The organism is Terrimonas pollutisoli (genome assembly GCF_029360765.1).
GTDB lineage: Bacteria > Bacteroidota > Bacteroidia > Chitinophagales > Chitinophagaceae > Terrimonas_B > Terrimonas_B pollutisoli.
Genome location: NZ_JARKNA010000021.1, coordinates 81,328 through 99,678 on the forward strand (window position 1 = coordinate 81,328; position 18,351 = coordinate 99,678).

Consider the following 18,351-nt stretch of genomic DNA (forward strand, 5'->3'; position numbering starts at 1 on the left):
TAGATGACATGCGGCGAAATAATTTCTGGCTGAGGGTCTTAAATGTTTATCCCAGTGAATGGCGTTTAGTCAGGCAGTTGTATATATTCCAGTTTTTCCAGGGTGCAGGTATAGCCTTTTTCTTTACATCAGCCTTTGCGCAATTTTTGGAAAAATTTCCCATTACAGAATTGCCATGGGTGATGATTTATTCGGCACTTTTGTTATGGATCGCGGGATTTCTTTATACCCGGCTGGAACACACCATTAAATTTCACGGATTTAATCTTGCCATTGTTGTACTGATGGCGGCAAGTGTTGTATTGCTATGGATTGCCAACTATGAGTTAAACCAGGACTGGTTTCTTTATTTTTTGTTGGCCTGGTTCAACGTATTGTACTTGTTAAATAACCTGCAGTTTTGGGGAATAGCGGCTATGCTGTTTGATCTGCGACAGAGCAAACGCCTGTTTGCTGTAATTAGTGCGGGCGACATCCCGGCAAAATTTATTGGCTATACGCTGGCCCTGATATTTGTGCCTTATATAGGTACGCAAAATCTTTTGTTGCTGGGAGCCATCTGTATGCTGGTGTCATTACCACTGTTTAAAAAAATTTTGCAATCAGGGCATCTTGAAGCACATCATAAAGCACATAAAAAGCATCACGAACAAAAAGCTCACAAGAAGATTTCTAATTTGGTCAACAATATCGCCACTAACACCTATGTCCGCCGTATTGCGTTTATATCGTTGATTACTTCCACCTGCGTTATTCTTGTGAACTACGGCTTTTATGGCGAAGTAAAAAAAGCTTACCACGATGATGTTGCCCTGGCTGAGTTTATAGCCTTTTTTTATGCCGCATTAAGATTGGCTGCATTTATAACAAAAATGGTTTTCACCAGCCGGTTGACTGCGTCATGGGGAGTCCGGCAAACATTGTTCATTACGCCGGTTGGTATGCTGCTATTTATTGGAGCTATCGTAGCGTTCAGTAATTTTTCATTGAGCGGGAAATTGACTTTTTATTTGTTTGGCGTTGCTTCTATGATTGTAGATGTTTTACGCACTTCTTTCAACTCCCCCGTTCTTTTGACATTGATGCAGCCTTTGCATACCTACGAAAGGTTGAGAGCTCATAATATCGTTAAGGGTATTATGGAGCCTTTTGCTTCACTCTTATCCGGTATTTTTTTACTGGCTTTATTTTATATGCACGGCAAAGTGGACCTTATGTTTCTTTGTTATGTGTTGCTGGGGCTGGGTATATTATGGCTGACAGGAGTGATACTTGTTAACCGGCAATATCTTCAAATATTGGTAAAAACGATAAGCAGCCGCTTTTTTAGCCGGGAAGAATTTAATCTGAATAATGATGCTATACGGGAGCAGATAAGGAATAAGATGATGAACGGAACAGACCTGGAAGTAATTAGCATACTAAGAATGTTAAGCAGCAAGATGGATGCTGCCTCAGAAGATCTTATTGCGGAATTGCTGCATCATTCCTCCACGCAGGTGAAACTAGAGGCCTTGAGACTGATAAAAAACCGCTCAAATGCTGTTGTTAAACAAAAATTGGAAAGTCTGTTACAGCAAGAATCACTTGACATAACAATAAAGGCTGAAGCGGTAAAAACCCTTTGCAAAATAAGCAATGAGCCCGTAACACTTTTTCGTTATCTGAATAATGATGACCCACCCCTACGACAAGCGGCTATTACCGGGATGCTGGGCAGCAGGGACGAACAGGTAAAAGCTGTAGCGGAAAAAACGATTGAGGAATGGTTGCACTCGGATAGCAAGGAAGAAAAAATAGAGGCTCTTACTGTTTTATCAGAAGTAAAAGATGACTATGACCATCCCGACAGGGTAAGGCTATTGAAGGATCCTGATATTGCCATTCAGGAGGCGGCAATAAATTCCGTAGGACAAGCAGTTCAAAAAAATACGCTTAGTGAGTTAAGTAATTACGTAAATGAATTTGAAAAGCAGGTGTTAGCCGCATTTTACAATGTCGGGGAAAAAGCCATTCCGATAGTACAGGATATCATTCATTCTGAAAACGTTTCAACACAATTACAGGAAAGGCTTATTACTCTTATAGGGAAGATCGGTGGAGACAAGGCCGGAAAAATTTTGATTCAGCTATTAACTACTCAACCTTATTATATTGGCGTCATTATTAAAGCTCTTTATCGATGCCGCTATACGGCGACTGGTGAACAAAGAAAACTATTGGAAAGAATTGCCCATTCCTACATTGTATATGGAGTTGAACTATTGTATATGCAAAAATTGCTGGAGAAAAAAGAGCTCCAATACAACATTCTAAATGACTCCCTGAACCAGGAGGTCAATGAAATCCGGGAGATATTGCTTTGCCTTTTTGCCTGCCTCTACGACAGGCAAAAGATCAACCAGGTGAAGCAGGGCCTAAACACTCACCATAAGGACAGCATAGCCAATGCGATGGAAATAATTGAGCTAACTGTACGAAAGGATATTGGTAAACACTTTAATACCCTGTTTGAAACAATCGACATTGAGCAGCGATGTGCAGCTCTTCGGTCCCTGTTTACGGAGCACCAGTTTGGCAAGGTGGAACATATCCTGGAACGTATTTTATCCGAAAAGCCCATCCAGTATTATAACTGGACCAAGGCCTGTTCTATGTATATCTCCAAAAAATATGTTCACCACCTGGACACCGATTTGTACAAAAAATTCATTCGTTCCGAAAACAAACTGTTAAAAGAAACAGCTTTGTTTGCAGGTTCTTAACTTTACTCCATGCCCCAATCTAATTCAGAAAATTTACTACTCGTGGAAAAAGTACTGATCTTAAAATCTTTAAGCATTTTTAAGGAAACCCCGGAACATATACTCGCTGACCTCGCACCCCTTATGGAAGAAGAGGAATATGAAAAGGACAGCATTATTTTTAATGAAGGGGAGATTGGCGATTGTATGTACATTATTTACCAGGGCGAGGTCAGGATTCACAAGGCAAATACTACACTTGCGATCTTGAAAGAAAAGGAGGTTTTTGGAGAATTAGCTCTTCTGGATCCGGAAGCCAGGTCGGCAACAGCTACTGCCGATACGGATTGTGTTTTGTTCCGGATAGAACAGGAGCCTTTTTATGAACTGATTGAAAATCGCACAGAAGTAGCAAGAGGGTTTATCAAAATACTTTGCCAGCGTCTCAGAGCATTAAATGAGCGATCGCTCGGGAAGATTTGATCTTCTTTGCTAAAAAAATCTGACTGTATATCACTGGTTATCTCTTTTTCTCTGCGGCATTAGCATTACTGGCTAAAACAAATTAAATTTAAACAATGCTTATGCCTGATGTACAGGTTCTTTTTTTATACCATTTTTGTTTTTTGTTGCCTCCGCTCCCTGGCGCAGACTCCCCTTTATACACACCAGCAATTATTTAAAGTAGAAGATGGACTGCCGCAAAGTTTTATCAGCGGTATCGTACAGGATAAAGATGGGTTTATCTGGATTGCGACCCTGGATGGCTTAGCCCGGTATGACGGTCGTGGATTTAAAGTCTTTCGCCAGCAGCGAAAAGATAGTAACAGCCTCAGCTCAAACGTAATTAACCTGCTGGCTAAAGATAAGTATGGTCATTTCTGGATAAAATACCAGGGTCAGCAGGTTGACAATTTTGATCCGGTCACATTTAAGGTACAACATGCCAGTAATAATCCTGTATTGCAAAATGCAACAAAGCCCAACAATAACCGGGATTATGATTATCATTCTAACAGGTGGATATTCACTATCCCGGGAAAAGGGATAGGCTGGGTTGATACAAGAACCGGGGCGGAGATCTATGCAAACAGGAGTAATGGCGAATTGATGAATGATACCATTGTTAGTTTACTACAGGAAGAAAATGGAGTGTTATGGTTGGTATCTCCCGCTGGTATTCACAGGTCTGATTCGACCCAACAGCATTTCGAATGGATACCTTTTCGTATTCCTGTCAGCTTCGATCCTGAAACTTTTGTACAAACAATTTTTGTAGAAAAAATGATGGTCATCGGGTTATTGGATCGCCTCCTGCTGATTGATGTTGATGCCCAAAAAATTTCAACCATCACTATTCCACCCGGTAAAGTAAATGGAATTGATTTTCCAATGAATTCGCTTCAAAAAGACAATCATGGTGAATTATACTTCAGAAGCAGTGGCCGCATCTTCCGCCTGGAGAAAGACGGGAAGCTGACATTGATCTGGGAAAATAATATAGAGAAAGGGCGTCGGATTACTTCCTTTTTTGTAGATCATTCTGATGTGCTTTGGGTAGGCATTGATGCCGGTGGCCTCGCAAAGATCAATTTGAGGTCGATGCCTTTTATGGCTGGTCACTACCAGTATAACTTTCATACGGATGTATTGACACAGGCAGGCATTCCGTTACAATCACTACCGGATATATGGGTAAAATCCAAATGGTCATATAATTTCCGCTATGCTTACGGCGCTGACTCGGCATTATATATCAGTAATGTGGACTCGATTTTCAGCAGAGTTTATTGTTGGCAAAAGAATAAATTTTTTCCACTTTCTTTTCCGGCAGTAAAGTCGGCTCATTTTCGCGGATTGTATGCAGGCAATGACGGTTCCGTGTGGGCCCTGGATAATTATAATTATGGGATATGGTATTGGAAGGATAAGCTATCGAACCCGGTCTTTACTGCCGTTGAATTACCTGTCAATGCAAGGAGAAATTTTTTTGCTGACTTATTAACTATTGACAATTTTCAGTGGATCACTACATACGGCAAGGGGTTATTTCAATTAAAGGACGGGAGGGGTATTAATCATTATGAAAAAAGTTCCGGTAAAAATGCCCTGCCTTTTGATCTGACCGACCTTTGCCCTGATCCAAAGGACCCGCAGAAGTTTTGGATTGGCTCACTGGGAGGTGGGATGATACTGTGGGATAGTAAAAGCGGGGTAAAAAAAATATTTACTACAGACGATGGACTACCAAATAATACGATTTATTGCATTGTTGCTGACAAAAATGGTGAGTTGTGGTTAAGTACCAACAAAGGAATTTGCCGCTTCAATACAGTTGATTTTAGTACGCATAATTTTGAAAAAACCGATGGCCTTTCAGGGAACGAGTTCAATCGTTTTCATAAATTTCAATTCCCGGATAATCGTATTGCATTTGGTGGACCGGATGGTTATACAGTGTTTAATCCAGCCGATTTTAAACTGAAAAAAGACAATGTCCAGGCAGGTATACAAATTACCGGGATTCAGATCAACAACCAGTTGCAGGATTTTACAACCAAAGACAGTTACATTGACCAACCTTTTAATCAGCTTCGTAAAATCACCTTACCCTATAATCGAAATTATATTACGGTAGAGTTTGTTTCTCTTTTATTCAACGAACCCCAGAAAATCCGTTATCGCTACAAGCTGACGGGTGTGGACAATAATTGGAACGAGAGTGCCAGAAATTTTGCCCAATATACCCAGTTACGTCCCGGCAATTATAGATTGTTGATGAACGCCACGGATATGGACGGCCGGTGGAGTTCGAACATCAGGGAGTTGGAGATACAAATACGTCCTCCTTTTTGGCTCAGTTGGTGGGCTTATAGCCTCTATGTGCTTGCGGCTATAATGCTTATCCGGGCATACTGGCGATATCATGAAAAGCGAATTCTGGAACAGCAGCAACTGGTTTTCGAACAACTAGAGGCAAAGCGATTAAGAGAGCTTGACCAGGTAAAGGACCGTTTTTTTGCCAATATCACTCATGAGTTTCGTACCCCGCTTACCCTTATCACCACTCCTTTGGAAAGATTGGGAAAAGATCCAGGCCTTTCAGACAATGCCCGCCAGACTGTGATAACAGTGCAGCGAAATGCGGGTCAGATGCTCAGGCTAATAAACCAGTTACTGGACCTGGGCAAGCTTGAGGCCGGCCAAATGAAACTTGTTCAGTCAATTGGTGAGCCCAAAGTTTTCGTAGAAGAAGTTCTTGACTCGTTTAAAGAAAGGGCGAAAGAGAAAAGCATACAGTTGAATTTTTCATCGGAGGGCATTGATGGTATATACCGGTTTGACAAGGATAAATGGGAAAGAATTATTACGAATCTGCTGAGTAATGCGCTGAAATTTACTCCATTTGGTGGCACTGTCAATGTGTTGCTGGAGGGCAGGGATGAAGAAAATTCCGTTTTTGTCAGCAGGTTTATTGTGGAGGACAGCGGGCCTGGAATTCCTCCGGCAGACCTGGAAAAAATATTCGATCGCTTTTACCAGTCAGAATCAACGATGGCCGGCAGTACTGGTGGCACTGGTATTGGGCTTTCTTTGGTTAGGGAATTAGTTAAGTTTATGCACGGAACTATACATGTTGAAAGTAAGAAAGGTGACGGTGCAAAATTTATCGTTGAAATTCCTTTGAACAAAATAGAACCCGGGGAGCAAATACCTGAAGAAACAAATGCTGTGAGTGATGTGATACCTGTTGATAAGATGCAGGAAAAATCTACTCAAAGAGAAGAACCTTTGATTTTAGTGGTGGAAGATAGTGGGGAGCTTCGATCATATGTACTTGCCAGTTTATCCGAAAAATGGAGAAGTATTGCAGCTTCTGATGGCACGGTTGGATGGGATCTTATTTTACAAGAAATGCCTGATGTCGTCATCAGCGATGTTATGATGCCCGGAAAAGACGGCTTCGAACTATGCAGCTTATGCAAAACAGATAGCCGGACCGCTCATATCGGGTTTATCCTGCTAACCTCAAGGGCGGCCCATGCTGCCAGGATCGAGGGGCTTGAAACGGGTGCAGACGATTATATCACCAAACCCTTTCATCAGGATGAACTGGAGCTGCGCATTCAAAATCTTCTCCAGCTACAGGAAAGAACCAGGGAATTTCTTAAATCACAGCTTTTGCCTCGTGAGCCTGGCATAATAACAGCCCCGGTAAAAGACGATTTTATCAGCCAGCTGTATAGTGTAATAGAAAATAAGCTGGACGATCCCCAATTAAGCGTGGAATATTTGGCCAGGACCGTCGGTATGAGCCGAAGCAGCCTGAACAGAAAACTAAACGCATTACTGGATATATCCGCTAACGATCTTATCCGGAGTTACCGCTTACAAAAAGGGGCGGCTTATTTGACAGCCGGTCATGATATTTCGGGCACGGCTTACAGGGTTGGTTTTACAACTCCTTCCTATTTTGCCAAATGCTTTAAGGATGAATACGGTCTGACGCCTTCAGAATTTATTTCCAAATCAGCCCTGGGCCAAAATTGATAGTCTTCGCCTGAAATTTGATAGTAAAAATGAAATTTTATGCACTAACTTTAAAGGGTAAACACTTAGAGTGTTACAATTTCGGCTTTTCTCTTCTGCATCCTTCCCCTCTTGAATATGGTTTTGACGGTTGATCAATTTGATTAGTGGCATCATGTGCCATCTTTTGTACAGACTTAACTTTTTAACCACCTAATTGCGAAAACTGGCAGGGTCCAGTCAAAACTTATTTTATGAGGAAATTCAAGAAACTCCATCTCCGGTTTTGGTCCACGCTCTGCATTTTCATTACCGGTCTAATAACAATTACTTCAAATGCACAATCCCTTACCATGAGGGATTTTGCAATATTTGCCGGGTCGGGTGTGTCGGGGTCAGTAACTCCGCCGGCACCCGGATATGGGGTTCAAATCGGATCATCCATCACCATTAATAACGGCTCAATAGGTAGCTATAGCCTTATACAAACAACGGGCAATGCTACCATCAACTCAAATATTTACTCCGGTGGGAAGGTTGTTCTTACCAATAGCAATGTGGTGTCGGGTAAAATAGCAGCGGCAAATTCAGCCTCGTTACCCGGTACAATTTTATCTGTTGGATCCAGCGCCAGCCTTAGCGGCAATATTGATGTTAATGGAAACATCGTTGTTGGGGGAGGAACGGTTTCCGGCATCGTTACTCACCCTCCCGGTACTACTTATTCCGGGCCGTCAATTGGCTCCAGGGATGTTACGGGAACACCCACGTTACCCGATTTGCCGTCGATGCCCGGCATTACCCAGTTTCCGGAACCTGAGCCGAATGTTGTTCCCGAAAATATCACGACCACCAAAACAATTGGGCCAGGTTTTTATAAAGACGTGATACTAGGCGGAAACAAAACACTTACCCTGGAAGGTGTCGGAACCTATGTTTTTAATTCATTTCAACTCACCGGTAATTCCAACAAGCTTGTCTTTAATTTCAAAGATGCCACTTCCGGTAATCTCAAAATCTATGTCAAGGGTGATGCTGATTTTGGTAAATTAAACGCAACTACTTCCAACGGAGGCGATGCTTCCAGGATTTTTTTAGAAACTCATGGTAAGGGTACCAGTTCTTCTATTCCCGGATATTCGTTCGTTATTGCTAATGGCTCATCAGGGGGTGGGTCAAAATGGCTGGGTACGGTGTGGGCGCCTTATGCCGGGATAAATGTGGGGGCAGGAACAGGATCGAGTACTTTAACCGGCGCATTACATAGCGGGGTACAGGTAAAGCTTCAAAGTGGAGTAACGTTTAATCACAGTCCACTGGCTATTGAGGAAAATGTAATTTTTCCTTTTAATCCTTCGGTGGGCAAGGTTTCAACTATAATTGGAGCGGAGCTGACATCACTTACTGAGGGTGTGAGTGATGAGGCGCACAAGGTGTTGATGATTTTGGGCGATTATGTATTGATTGATGTGATTGCGAAGGAAGGCCATGAAGCAGAAGTTCAGAGTTATCTTTTAAGTGAAGGAATGATTGATATTGTGAGCAACGGATCCAATACGCTTATTACAACAGGAAAATTTCCTATCGCCAATTTGCTTCATCTTAATACAAGGGGTGATATTATCAATTTTTGCCGGCCGGTATATATCCCGTTAGGGAACAGTGGCCTGATAAAGAATGCAGGCGACACGGCCATCGGCTCACAGCTTGTGAGGAATGGCTATAACCTGCAGGGTCTTGGTGTGAAAGTAGGTGTCATTTCCGATAGTTATAATTCACAGGTTACACCCACCAGCAATCCGGCGGAGTTGGATATTTCAACCGGCGAAATTCCGGGTGTTGGAAATACTATCAATTCGACGCCTGTCCAGGTAGTGCAGGAGTTCCCTTATGGCGCCCGCTCGGATGAAGGAAGAGCCATGCTTCAAATAGTTCATGACATTGCACCCAAAGCGGAGTTGGCTTTCAGAACAGGTTTTATAAGCCCCGGTGATTTTGCTGTTGCTATTAAGCAGATGCAGGAGATAGGCTGCCAGGTAATCGTCGACGACATTACTTATATCAATGAGCCTTTTTTAAGAGATGGTCCTGTCGCTAAAATGGTAGATGAAGTGAAAGCGTTGGGAGTTACTTATTTTACATCAGCTGGTAATTTTAGTAATAAATCTCATGAGCAAAATTATCGACCTGTTGCTGCACCGGCAGGATTTGCTGCCGGCACCACTGCTCATGATTTTAGCGGCACGGGCGATGTGTACCAGCGCATCAGATTAAAACCCGGTTCTTATACCATCGCCCTGCAGTGGGATGATGACATTTATTCAATCGGGCAAACGCAGGCCGGAGGAACAAAGAATGATTTTGATATTTATCTCACTGATTTGACTGGCAATGTTATTTGTGGTTATAACAGGAATAATGAATCTGGAGATCCGTTTGAGTTTTTGGCCTATTCAGTTAGCAATAGCGTAGCAGAAGTAGATGCCAATATCTTAATTACCCGTGCAAATACAGGAACTCCGACTCCCCGATTTAAGTATATCATCTTCAGGGGTGATGCTGTCATTGCAGAATACCAGGTTGGTGGCTCTACCATTATTGCGCAGGCGAATGCAGCAGGCGCTATTTCGGTCGCAGCAATCAATTATTTTAAAACACCTGCCTTTACATCTGCGACTCCCACAATAGCACCCTATTCTTCCATAGGTGGAACGGTAATTGGTGGAGTAGATCGCCACAAACCGGATATAACAGCTCCTGATGGTGTAAATACAAGTGTAAACATGGGTGCTGATTATACCGGAGACACCGATCCTTTTTCTAATTTCTTCGGCACTTCGGCAGCGGCGCCACATGCGGCTGCTACGGCTGCCCTGCTTATTGAAGGCAGAAAGCGTTTTCTTGATGAAGTCGTTTCTCCGGACGGAGTGAAGGAGTTATTACAAACTACAGCAATAAATGTTGGTCCAGGCAATGCAGCCGGTGCAGGCCTCATCCAGGCAGACCTGGCTATGCGTTCCTTTGCTGAGCCCACGCCTTTTCTTATTTCCCTGGAGTATCCTTCCAGCATTACGCCGACTAGTTATCCCACAAGTCCTTTCACTTTAACGGTAAATGGTAATTACCTCTCAGAGGAATCACAGGTATTATTCAGGGGCACAGCGGTACAAACCACGTTTGTCAGTACTACTGAATTAACGGCTGTCATTCCTGCGTTTGATTCCGGAAATCCGGCTGTACAAGTTTATACGCCGCCATTGGCGAATGGAGATGGTGGCTATTCAAACATAATCCAGTTTTTCTCCATTGCAAAAAAGACAATCACTGTAACAGCAGATTCGAAGACAAAAAAATATGGCGAACAATTACCAACTTTTACCTCCACCATTTTAGTTGACACGGTGCCTTTGGCTGAAAGCGGATTAACACTCGAAGATATAGGGTTGGACAGCCTTACCTATGCAACCAATGCCACGCCACTATCCAATATCGGCAGTCAGTATTTCATAAAACCGGTGAGAACATTTGATCTTAACAATCCTACTGACGCCGGACTGCTGGAGCTTTATACTTATGATACTATTCCGGGTATATTGACCATTGAAAGATTGCCGGTGACTGTAATACCCAATAATCAAACACTTAATTATGGTGAAGCGATTGGAGAAATCACATTTACCTACCAGATAGATTCTGTAATAGCAGATGCTAATCCGGAAGTATTAAACCTCTTGCGGCTATCCCACGAAGCTCTTTTAACTACCGAAGCTATCGGGTTAATAAACGGACAACCGGTAGCGATTTCGAATGGTCAGCCCGTGGCTATATCCAATGGCCAGCCTATTGCGATATCCAATGGTCAGCCAGTAGCGATTTCGAATGGACAACCGGTAGCTATTTCCAATGCCCAGGCGGTAACGGGATTTGAAACAGGATTTGCCACAATTGTACCATATACATTGAGTGATGAAGAACTGGCCAACCTTAGTTTTTTTGTAAGCGATCAATCATTGCAAAATGTCCGAACGCTTTCTAATTCAACTAAAGTGGTTGATTTCGCCCAGGAGGCAGTATTAAACTACAATACTGATCCCGCCGAAACTAATATGGTGAATATTATTCCGCAGGTAAATGCAAGAGGAATACTTGGAGCCGATCAGTTGGCGAATGGTCAACCTGTCGCCATATCAAACGGTCAACCTGTTGCTATCTCAAATGGCCAACCAATTGCTATATCAAATGGTCAACCTGTTGCAATATCAAATGGTCAGCCGATCGCCATTTCCAACGGTCAGCCAATTGCCATTTCCAATAGCTTCAATCAGCAGGCTGGCAGGATCGCAGTCATTATCGATCAAAATGATGTTACAAATCAACAGGAAGGAATTATCATTAAATCAATCAATTCAATAACCGGTCTTGATGCAGGTGAACAAAAAATAATACCCGGTACTTTATTGAATGACAATTTTGACATTACTTATGGTTTAGGCACAATTACCATTAATCCTGTCAGCGTAACCGTCAAAGCAGACGACACTACCAGGGCATATGGAGATCTCAATCCGGAATTTACTGCTACTTATTCCGGATTACAGTATGAAGAGCAAGTGGAAACAAGTGATATTACGGGTACTCCCTCATTAACGACCGCCGCAGTTCAGTCAAGCCCCGTGGGCACTTATCCTATTGTCGCTTCTGTGGGATCACTCAATTCCAATAATTATACATTTAATTTTCAAGACGGAATACTAACTATTGAGACCAATCCTTGTTTACTTACACATAAGGCATTTACTAATTTTGGTAGCACGGCCAACCCTGGTACCGCTACCAGTTTATGGTTAAATATTGAGACAAAAGTAAGCGGACAGTTAAGCCAGCAGGGCGATTATCTTTTATACCAGTTTGGTACCGTTACCTTCAACAACATAAATTCAAAACCCGCTGTAAACGATCTGCCAATCCCGGCGGGAAAAATTGTAGCTGATAACGTCACCCAGCCCGAAACCCATTATGACGCAGCCGCTAACATGTGGATCACGAAAGTGCCAATAGGGTATAGCAGCACTTCCGATATTTTTATAACCGGGGTAATTATTAATTCTTCAAATGGATTTGCAAAGAAGAACAATGCAAATTCAGTGGTAAAAGGAATATTTTACAGCAACAAACAGTTTTCCGACCAGTGGGCCTATGGCATAGCTGCGTATCAGCCCCAGTTTTCGTATAGCGCCATTGCCGCTGCCGGCCAGGTGACCTCAGTCAACGGAGATTACCGGGCAGGTACGCCTACTACGCAGGTAAACAACCTTGTTAATGGCGGAAGTGGCGGAGGAGGAAATAATTATACCGGAAGCAAGAGTTCATTTGATAACTTTACAGCCTGTCAGCAAGGTTCGTCAGGTATCACAAATGCTTCAAGGCCAGGATCAGCCACCGGTAAGATTGCTAGCGAAAGCGGTAGTCTGGTAAAAACAAGATTTATAATTGCTCCCAATCCGGCCGGTAATTACGTTGAGATATCATTTAGTCCGTCGATATCAGGTAATACTAAACTTAGTGTTTATACAATTAGTGGAATAAAAGTAATGGATGTGTTCGATGGCTTAAGTGATACAGGGAAATTGTATCAGAAAAAAATAGATATAAGCCGATTGCCCGGCGGAGTCTATTTCATCAGGCTGCAAAACGACAGGAAAAATGAAATCAAAAAATTAATCATTGCCCGATAGAAATAGTAAATCCTTTGATAACTATTGATAAAGCGAATTGATATGAAACACAAAAAACTGCTTTTATGGGTGGCCATAACTGCATTTTCAATAAACGGACTAGCGCAGTCGGGCTCCGGTCCGGACATGGAAAAACAACAGGACACCGTATTAATAAATAATTTGATACAGCAAAGTGCCGACCAGCGAAATACCGACCCGGAGAAATCATTGGCATTGGCAGAAGAGGCAAAAGAATTGTCACAAAAGATTGAATTTAAAAAAGGAGAGGCCTATGCATATAAAAATATTGGCCTGGCTTACCTGGTGCAGGCCAAATATATCGAGGCGCTTCAGAATTACGAGCATTCCTTAACGATTTTCGAAGAGATAAAATATGACGAGGGGGTTGCCAACTTGTTGGGCAATATTGGAGTGATATATTACTACCAGGGAGACAACCTCAAGGCCCTTGATTACTATCTCAGGTCTTTAAAGATTGCAGAACGTACCGGCAATAAGTTGAGGATAATGCCTATGCTTAATAATGTAGGTGCCATTTATGGCCTTAAGAAAGCAACCTATGATAAGGCTTTGCAATATTATTTGCAGGCCCTTCCAATATGCGAGGATCTTAATGATAAAAATTCCCTCGGCGGCATTTCTGTGAATGTTGGCGATATTTACTTTCAGCAGGGCAATGATGATAAGGCTCTCTTGTATTTTAACCAGGCCCTGAAAGCTTATGGAGCCAACTCAGAGGGGAGTCCAAATGCATTCAATGCGATCGGTAAGTTATATCTCAAACAAGGAAAACACGATTTAGCCCTGCATAATCACCTGCAGGCATTATCTATATCAAAAAAATTAGATGACAAATTAAAGATTGCAGAGTCTTTAATAGGAACCGCAAACGTTTATGTAAGAGAGAGTGATTACAAGTCAGCAATAGCATATTACCAGCAAGCGGAACAGGCTGCATTGGAAATAAATGCTACCAATATTTTGTTTGAGCTGTATAAGCATATGGCAGATACGTATTCAAAAACAAAAGATTTTGGCAATGCGTTCAAATACCAGGCACTTTATAGCAACGTAAAAGATACCGTTTACAACAATGAAGCTGATAAGAAACTAGCGACTATCCAATTTGACTTTGATTTGGAAAAGAAACAGAACCAAATAAACCTTTTGACAAAAGATAATGCACTGAATGAATTACAGCTGAGACGTCAAAAGCTGGAAAAGACAGCGTTAACTGTGGTGTTGGTGTTGGTATTTTTAATCGCCATTTTAATATTGCGCAATAACCGGATCAAAGCAAGAACCAATAAAATACTGGATAAGCAAAAGGACGAGATCGAACACCTGTTGTTGAACATATTGCCGGCCGAAGTGGCTAAAGAATTACAGGTAAATGGAACTTCCGCTCCCCGCAATTATGAATCCGTGTCCGTTATGTTTACTGATTTCAAAGGATTTACATCCATTGCAGATAAAGTGTCTCCTCAAGAATTGATCGAAGAATTGAATGCATGCTTCCTGGTGTTCGACAATATTATCGAGAAATATGACCTTGAAAAGATAAAAACAATCGGCGATTCTTATATGTGTGCGGGTGGTGTTCCAACACCTGATGATCAGCATGTATTTAAAATCGTCAAGGCGAGCCTGGAAATACAACAATATATCACCGAAAATAATATCATGCGAAGGGAATCGGGTCGTGTTCCCTGGGATTTACGAATAGGAATACATGTTGGCCCGGTAGTGGCAGGTGTAGTAGGTAAGAAAAAATATGCCTATGATATCTGGGGAAGTACGGTTAATATCGCCAGCAGGATGGAAAGCAATGGTGAACCTGGACAGGTAAACGTTTCTTCCGCAGTGTATGATATAATCCAGGAAAAATATGCCTGTGCCTATCGGGGGAAAATTTATGCAAAAAATGTTGGGGAAGTAGACATGTATTTTGTGCAATATGAAAAGCCTGTGATTATACATCCGATGGGTCGAAATGAGTCTTCTGAATATTCTTTAAACGATCAAACTTTCCACCAGCCAGTTACTACAGGTTAGTTCGCATTACGAATTCCCTGTTCTTGCGTGCTAATGATTTTTTGCTTTGCGAAATCACATATTCCCTATCTTAGAGCTTTAGTGATATTCGAATGATTTTGATATGCAAAAAGAGCAAGCAGTACAACAGGTAATTGAAGATCAGGGAATACTTCCTTTGTTTTACAACGATAATATTGAAGTGTGTTTAGCTATCACACGGTCTTTATATAGTGGAGGGATCAGATGCATTGAATTTACCAACAGAGGAGAAAAAGCATTGGATAATTTCAGGCAACTGGTAATGGCCCGTGATGCTGATATGAAGGATATGTTGCTGGCTATCGGTACCATTAAAACGGGTGATGAGGCGTCGCGGTTTATTGATGCTGGTGCAGATTGCCTTATTAGTCCTGTGTTTGATAATACAGTCTGTGATGTTGCTTACCTGAATAAGGTTTTGTGGATCCCGGGTTGTATGACGCCAACAGAAATTGATGTAGCACAAAAGGCAGGCTGTACCACCTTAAAATTATTTCCAGGCAATGTATTGGGGCCGGGTTTTGTAGAAGCTATTCAACCTTTATTTACCGGTTTAAAATATATTGTGACCGGCGGCGTGGATATTACAGAAGAAAGTCTCCGTCCCTGGTTTAAAGCAGGCGCTGCTGGTGTGGGCCTGGGTAGCAAATTGATCACCCGGCAGGTTATCGAAAACAATGGCTATAAGGAATTGCAACGTTCAACGGAAAACATTCTCTCCATCATCCAAAAGCTTAAGAGTAAATAAAAGTAATCAGCGATTAGCTCTGCTGTTGATTTAGTGGAAGTGGTGATCACCCTGATGCCAATACCCTTTCACTTTTATATCAAATCTAATTGGCATCAGTAAAACAAAACCTCAAAGAACTCTACTCATTTGTAAACATAGGAGGTAATAAGGTTAGTGCTGTTTCGGAGCTATTGTTTACTAAGATAATCAGGTTATTTGCTTTCACCGGTTTCAAACCTTATTACCTTAATAGCACTTCAATTGTTAATTGAAATCAACCTTATTTTATTCAACTGCTCATAATTTTATCACTTGCACACCATAATTATTGAATACTCATCAATATTGCGTTTAAAAGTTTAGATTTGCATCCGCAACAAAAAGGGGTGCCTTGCAAAATATCAGGACTAATAATTCAGATATTTTGCTGAAACAAAGGCTGAGATTATACCCATTGAAAGAAGCATGCCCTTACATTGTTTCTTTCAAACACCTGATCCGGGTAATGCCGGCGTAGGGAATAGATAGTAAAATCATTGGTTCGGTCGCACCGCCCTTTGTTGGCTCAATATATTATTTCATTAAAATTGATTTCAATGAGCAATGAATGGCAACTGCTTTTGCAACAAATTAGCCAAACAGACTGGATTCAATGGACGGCAGTAATCCTGGGTGTGGCTGAAGTATTATTTGCAAAGGCAAATAAAATCTGGTTATACCCATCGGGAATTGCTAGTATACTGTTGTCTGTCTATATTCTTTTCCTGGCAGGTTTGTATGCTGAATGTTTATTACATGGTTATTATTTGGTGATGAGCATCTATGGCTGGTGGTATTGGAAAAAAAAGAAAGGTCAACCCTTGTTGGCGATCACTTCCTGCAGCTACAAAGATTGGAAAGTTGTTTTTACCATTATAATAGCAGGATTCATTGTATTGTTTTTGTTGTTAAAATATTTTACTCCTTCAACAGTACCGGTATGGGATGCGTGGGTAAGTGCTGTTGCCTGGGCCGGTATGTGGCTGCTTGCAAAACGAAAAATTGAAAACTGGATAGTTTTGAATATCTCCAATTTCTTTGCCATACCTCTGCTGTTCCATAAAGGTTTACCGCTGTATGCAGCGCTTACGATCTTTTTATTTGTTATCGCTATACAAGGTTATATAAAATGGAAAAGGATCATGAGGAGTGACAGTGAACAATTTCAATACTCAACAGCTTCATGATTCAAAAAGTTTTTTTCTGTTCGACAAACGATATTTATGAGCCAGATATCACACCCGGGAAGTTTCATTGCTTCTGAAATAACAGATGTAATAAGAAATAATGCTGCCGAAGCGGAAAAACTGGTCCGGCTGCATGATAAACAATTAGAAGTTATTTATCGTGAGAATTGGTTTAACCTGTTTGTTCCAAAATTTTTTGGAGGCTTAGAGTTGAGTTTACCCGAAGCATTACGGGTAGAAGAAGCACTTGCATGGGCCGACGGAAGCATGGGATGGACGGTGACATTGTGTAGTGGTGCTAATTGGTTCATCGGTTTTTTAGACTCCGATGCGGCAAAAGAGATTTTTTTAAATCCAAAAGTTTGTCTGGCCGGAAGTGGAAAAGTTTCTGCTATTGCAAAGATCACAGGCAATGGTTACGAGATATCTGGTCTTTGGAAGTATGCAAGCGGCGCTCCGCATGCTACCGTTTTCACGGTTAATTGTGTGATCGAAAGGGACGGCCTTTTTTTAAAAGATGATTTTGGAAATTCCCTTGTTAATTCTTTTTGGTTCTGGAGATCAGAAGTGATCATACACGAAGACTGGAATTGCATGGGGATGACTGCCACTGCCAGTCATAGCTTTGAAGTCAAACAAATACAGGTGCCAAAAAACCGAGCCTTTGTCATTGATAGTGCAACCGCAGTTTTAAACCATCCGGTATATAAATTTCCTTTCCTTCAATTTGCAGAAACTACATTGGCAGTTAATATGTCGGGAATGGCTACATGTTTTTTGGATCTCGCTGAAAAATTGTTGCAGGAGAAGATGCAACAAAATGATGAGGGAATAAAAAACATTGAAGCTATCAATGAAAAAATTGGGAAGGCAGGAATGAGGCTCAACGCTGCAAGGAAATTATTTTATACAACAGTAGAAAAAGCATGGAGTGAACTGCTTTTGACCGATGATATAAACGAAGCATTGTTAAATGAATTGAGCAAGGTGTGTCATCATCTTGCAAAAAATGCAAGAGAAATAGTAGATGCTCTTTATCCTTATTGTGGACTTATAGCTGCCAGTCATGATTCGGAGATCAACAGGGTATGGCGCAATTTGCACACGGCAAGCCAGCATAGCTTGTTGAGCAGTTTTAATGAAGAATAGTAATGACGCAGATCAAAAAATTAGGATAAACTGTAGAAGTTAAGATTTGATCTGACAGTTGGGATTAACTTTAGAGTAACTACAATCTATTTGTTAACCCCAAAATGTCAGATCATGAATCAGGAAACTAAGTTAATCAAATCCCGCTTAGGCTTACT

At 41.6% G+C, this 18,351-nt stretch carries 8 protein-coding genes; all 8 read left to right on the top strand.

What is annotated here, in order from left to right; genetic code table 11:
- Positions 1 to 8: 8 nt before the first annotated feature.
- Positions 9 to 2,765, top strand: coding sequence for a hypothetical protein (locus P2W73_RS23195; protein WP_276504486.1), 2,757 nt, complete (start codon positions 9 to 11; stop codon positions 2,763 to 2,765).
- Positions 2,766 to 2,774: 9 nt separating this feature from the next.
- Positions 2,775 to 3,227 (top strand): cyclic nucleotide-binding domain-containing protein, encoded by a 453-nt coding sequence (locus P2W73_RS23200; protein WP_276504487.1) that lies wholly within the window; start codon positions 2,775 to 2,777, stop codon positions 3,225 to 3,227.
- Positions 3,228 to 3,335: 108 nt separating this feature from the next.
- Positions 3,336 to 7,295, top strand: a complete 3,960-nt coding sequence (locus tag P2W73_RS23205; protein WP_276504488.1) for an ATP-binding protein — start codon at positions 3,336 to 3,338, stop codon at positions 7,293 to 7,295.
- 233 nt (positions 7,296 to 7,528) lie between these two features.
- Positions 7,529 to 13,009, top strand: coding sequence for an MBG domain-containing protein (locus tag P2W73_RS23210; RefSeq protein WP_276504489.1), 5,481 nt, complete (start codon positions 7,529 to 7,531; stop codon positions 13,007 to 13,009).
- Between the two features lie 42 nt (positions 13,010 to 13,051).
- A complete protein-coding gene (locus P2W73_RS23215; protein WP_276504490.1) occupies positions 13,052 to 15,067 on the top strand; it encodes an adenylate/guanylate cyclase domain-containing protein in 2,016 nt (671 codons plus the stop codon).
- Positions 15,068 to 15,170: 103 nt separating this feature from the next.
- Positions 15,171 to 15,836 (top strand): beta/alpha barrel domain-containing protein, encoded by a 666-nt coding sequence (locus P2W73_RS23220; protein ID WP_276504491.1) that lies wholly within the window; start codon positions 15,171 to 15,173, stop codon positions 15,834 to 15,836.
- Between the two features lie 578 nt (positions 15,837 to 16,414).
- On the top strand, positions 16,415 to 17,044 hold the full coding sequence (gene pnuC / locus P2W73_RS23225) for a nicotinamide riboside transporter PnuC (RefSeq protein WP_276504492.1): 630 nt from the start codon (positions 16,415 to 16,417) through the stop codon (positions 17,042 to 17,044).
- A 36-nt stretch (positions 17,045 to 17,080) separates the two neighbouring features.
- Entirely contained in the window at positions 17,081 to 18,193 is a 1,113-nt protein-coding gene (locus P2W73_RS23230) for an acyl-CoA dehydrogenase family protein (RefSeq protein WP_276504493.1), read from the top strand.
- The last annotated feature ends 158 nt before the right edge of the window (positions 18,194 to 18,351 follow it).

Bases quoted from the DNA above. Each gene is read 5' to 3' on its own strand.
- P2W73_RS23195 (WP_276504486.1), top strand. From the start codon at position 9: ATGCGGCGAAATAATTTCTGGCTGAGGGTCTTAAATGTTTATCCCAGT.
- P2W73_RS23200 (WP_276504487.1), top strand. From the start codon at position 2,775: ATGCCCCAATCTAATTCAGAAAATTTACTACTCGTGGAAAAAGTACTG.
- P2W73_RS23205 (WP_276504488.1), top strand. From the start codon at position 3,336: ATGTACAGGTTCTTTTTTTATACCATTTTTGTTTTTTGTTGCCTCCGC.
- P2W73_RS23210 (WP_276504489.1), top strand. From the start codon at position 7,529: ATGAGGAAATTCAAGAAACTCCATCTCCGGTTTTGGTCCACGCTCTGC.
- P2W73_RS23215 (WP_276504490.1), top strand. From the start codon at position 13,052: ATGAAACACAAAAAACTGCTTTTATGGGTGGCCATAACTGCATTTTCA.
- P2W73_RS23220 (WP_276504491.1), top strand. From the start codon at position 15,171: ATGCAAAAAGAGCAAGCAGTACAACAGGTAATTGAAGATCAGGGAATA.
- pnuC (WP_276504492.1), top strand. From the start codon at position 16,415: ATGAGCAATGAATGGCAACTGCTTTTGCAACAAATTAGCCAAACAGAC.
- P2W73_RS23230 (WP_276504493.1), top strand. From the start codon at position 17,081: ATGAGCCAGATATCACACCCGGGAAGTTTCATTGCTTCTGAAATAACA.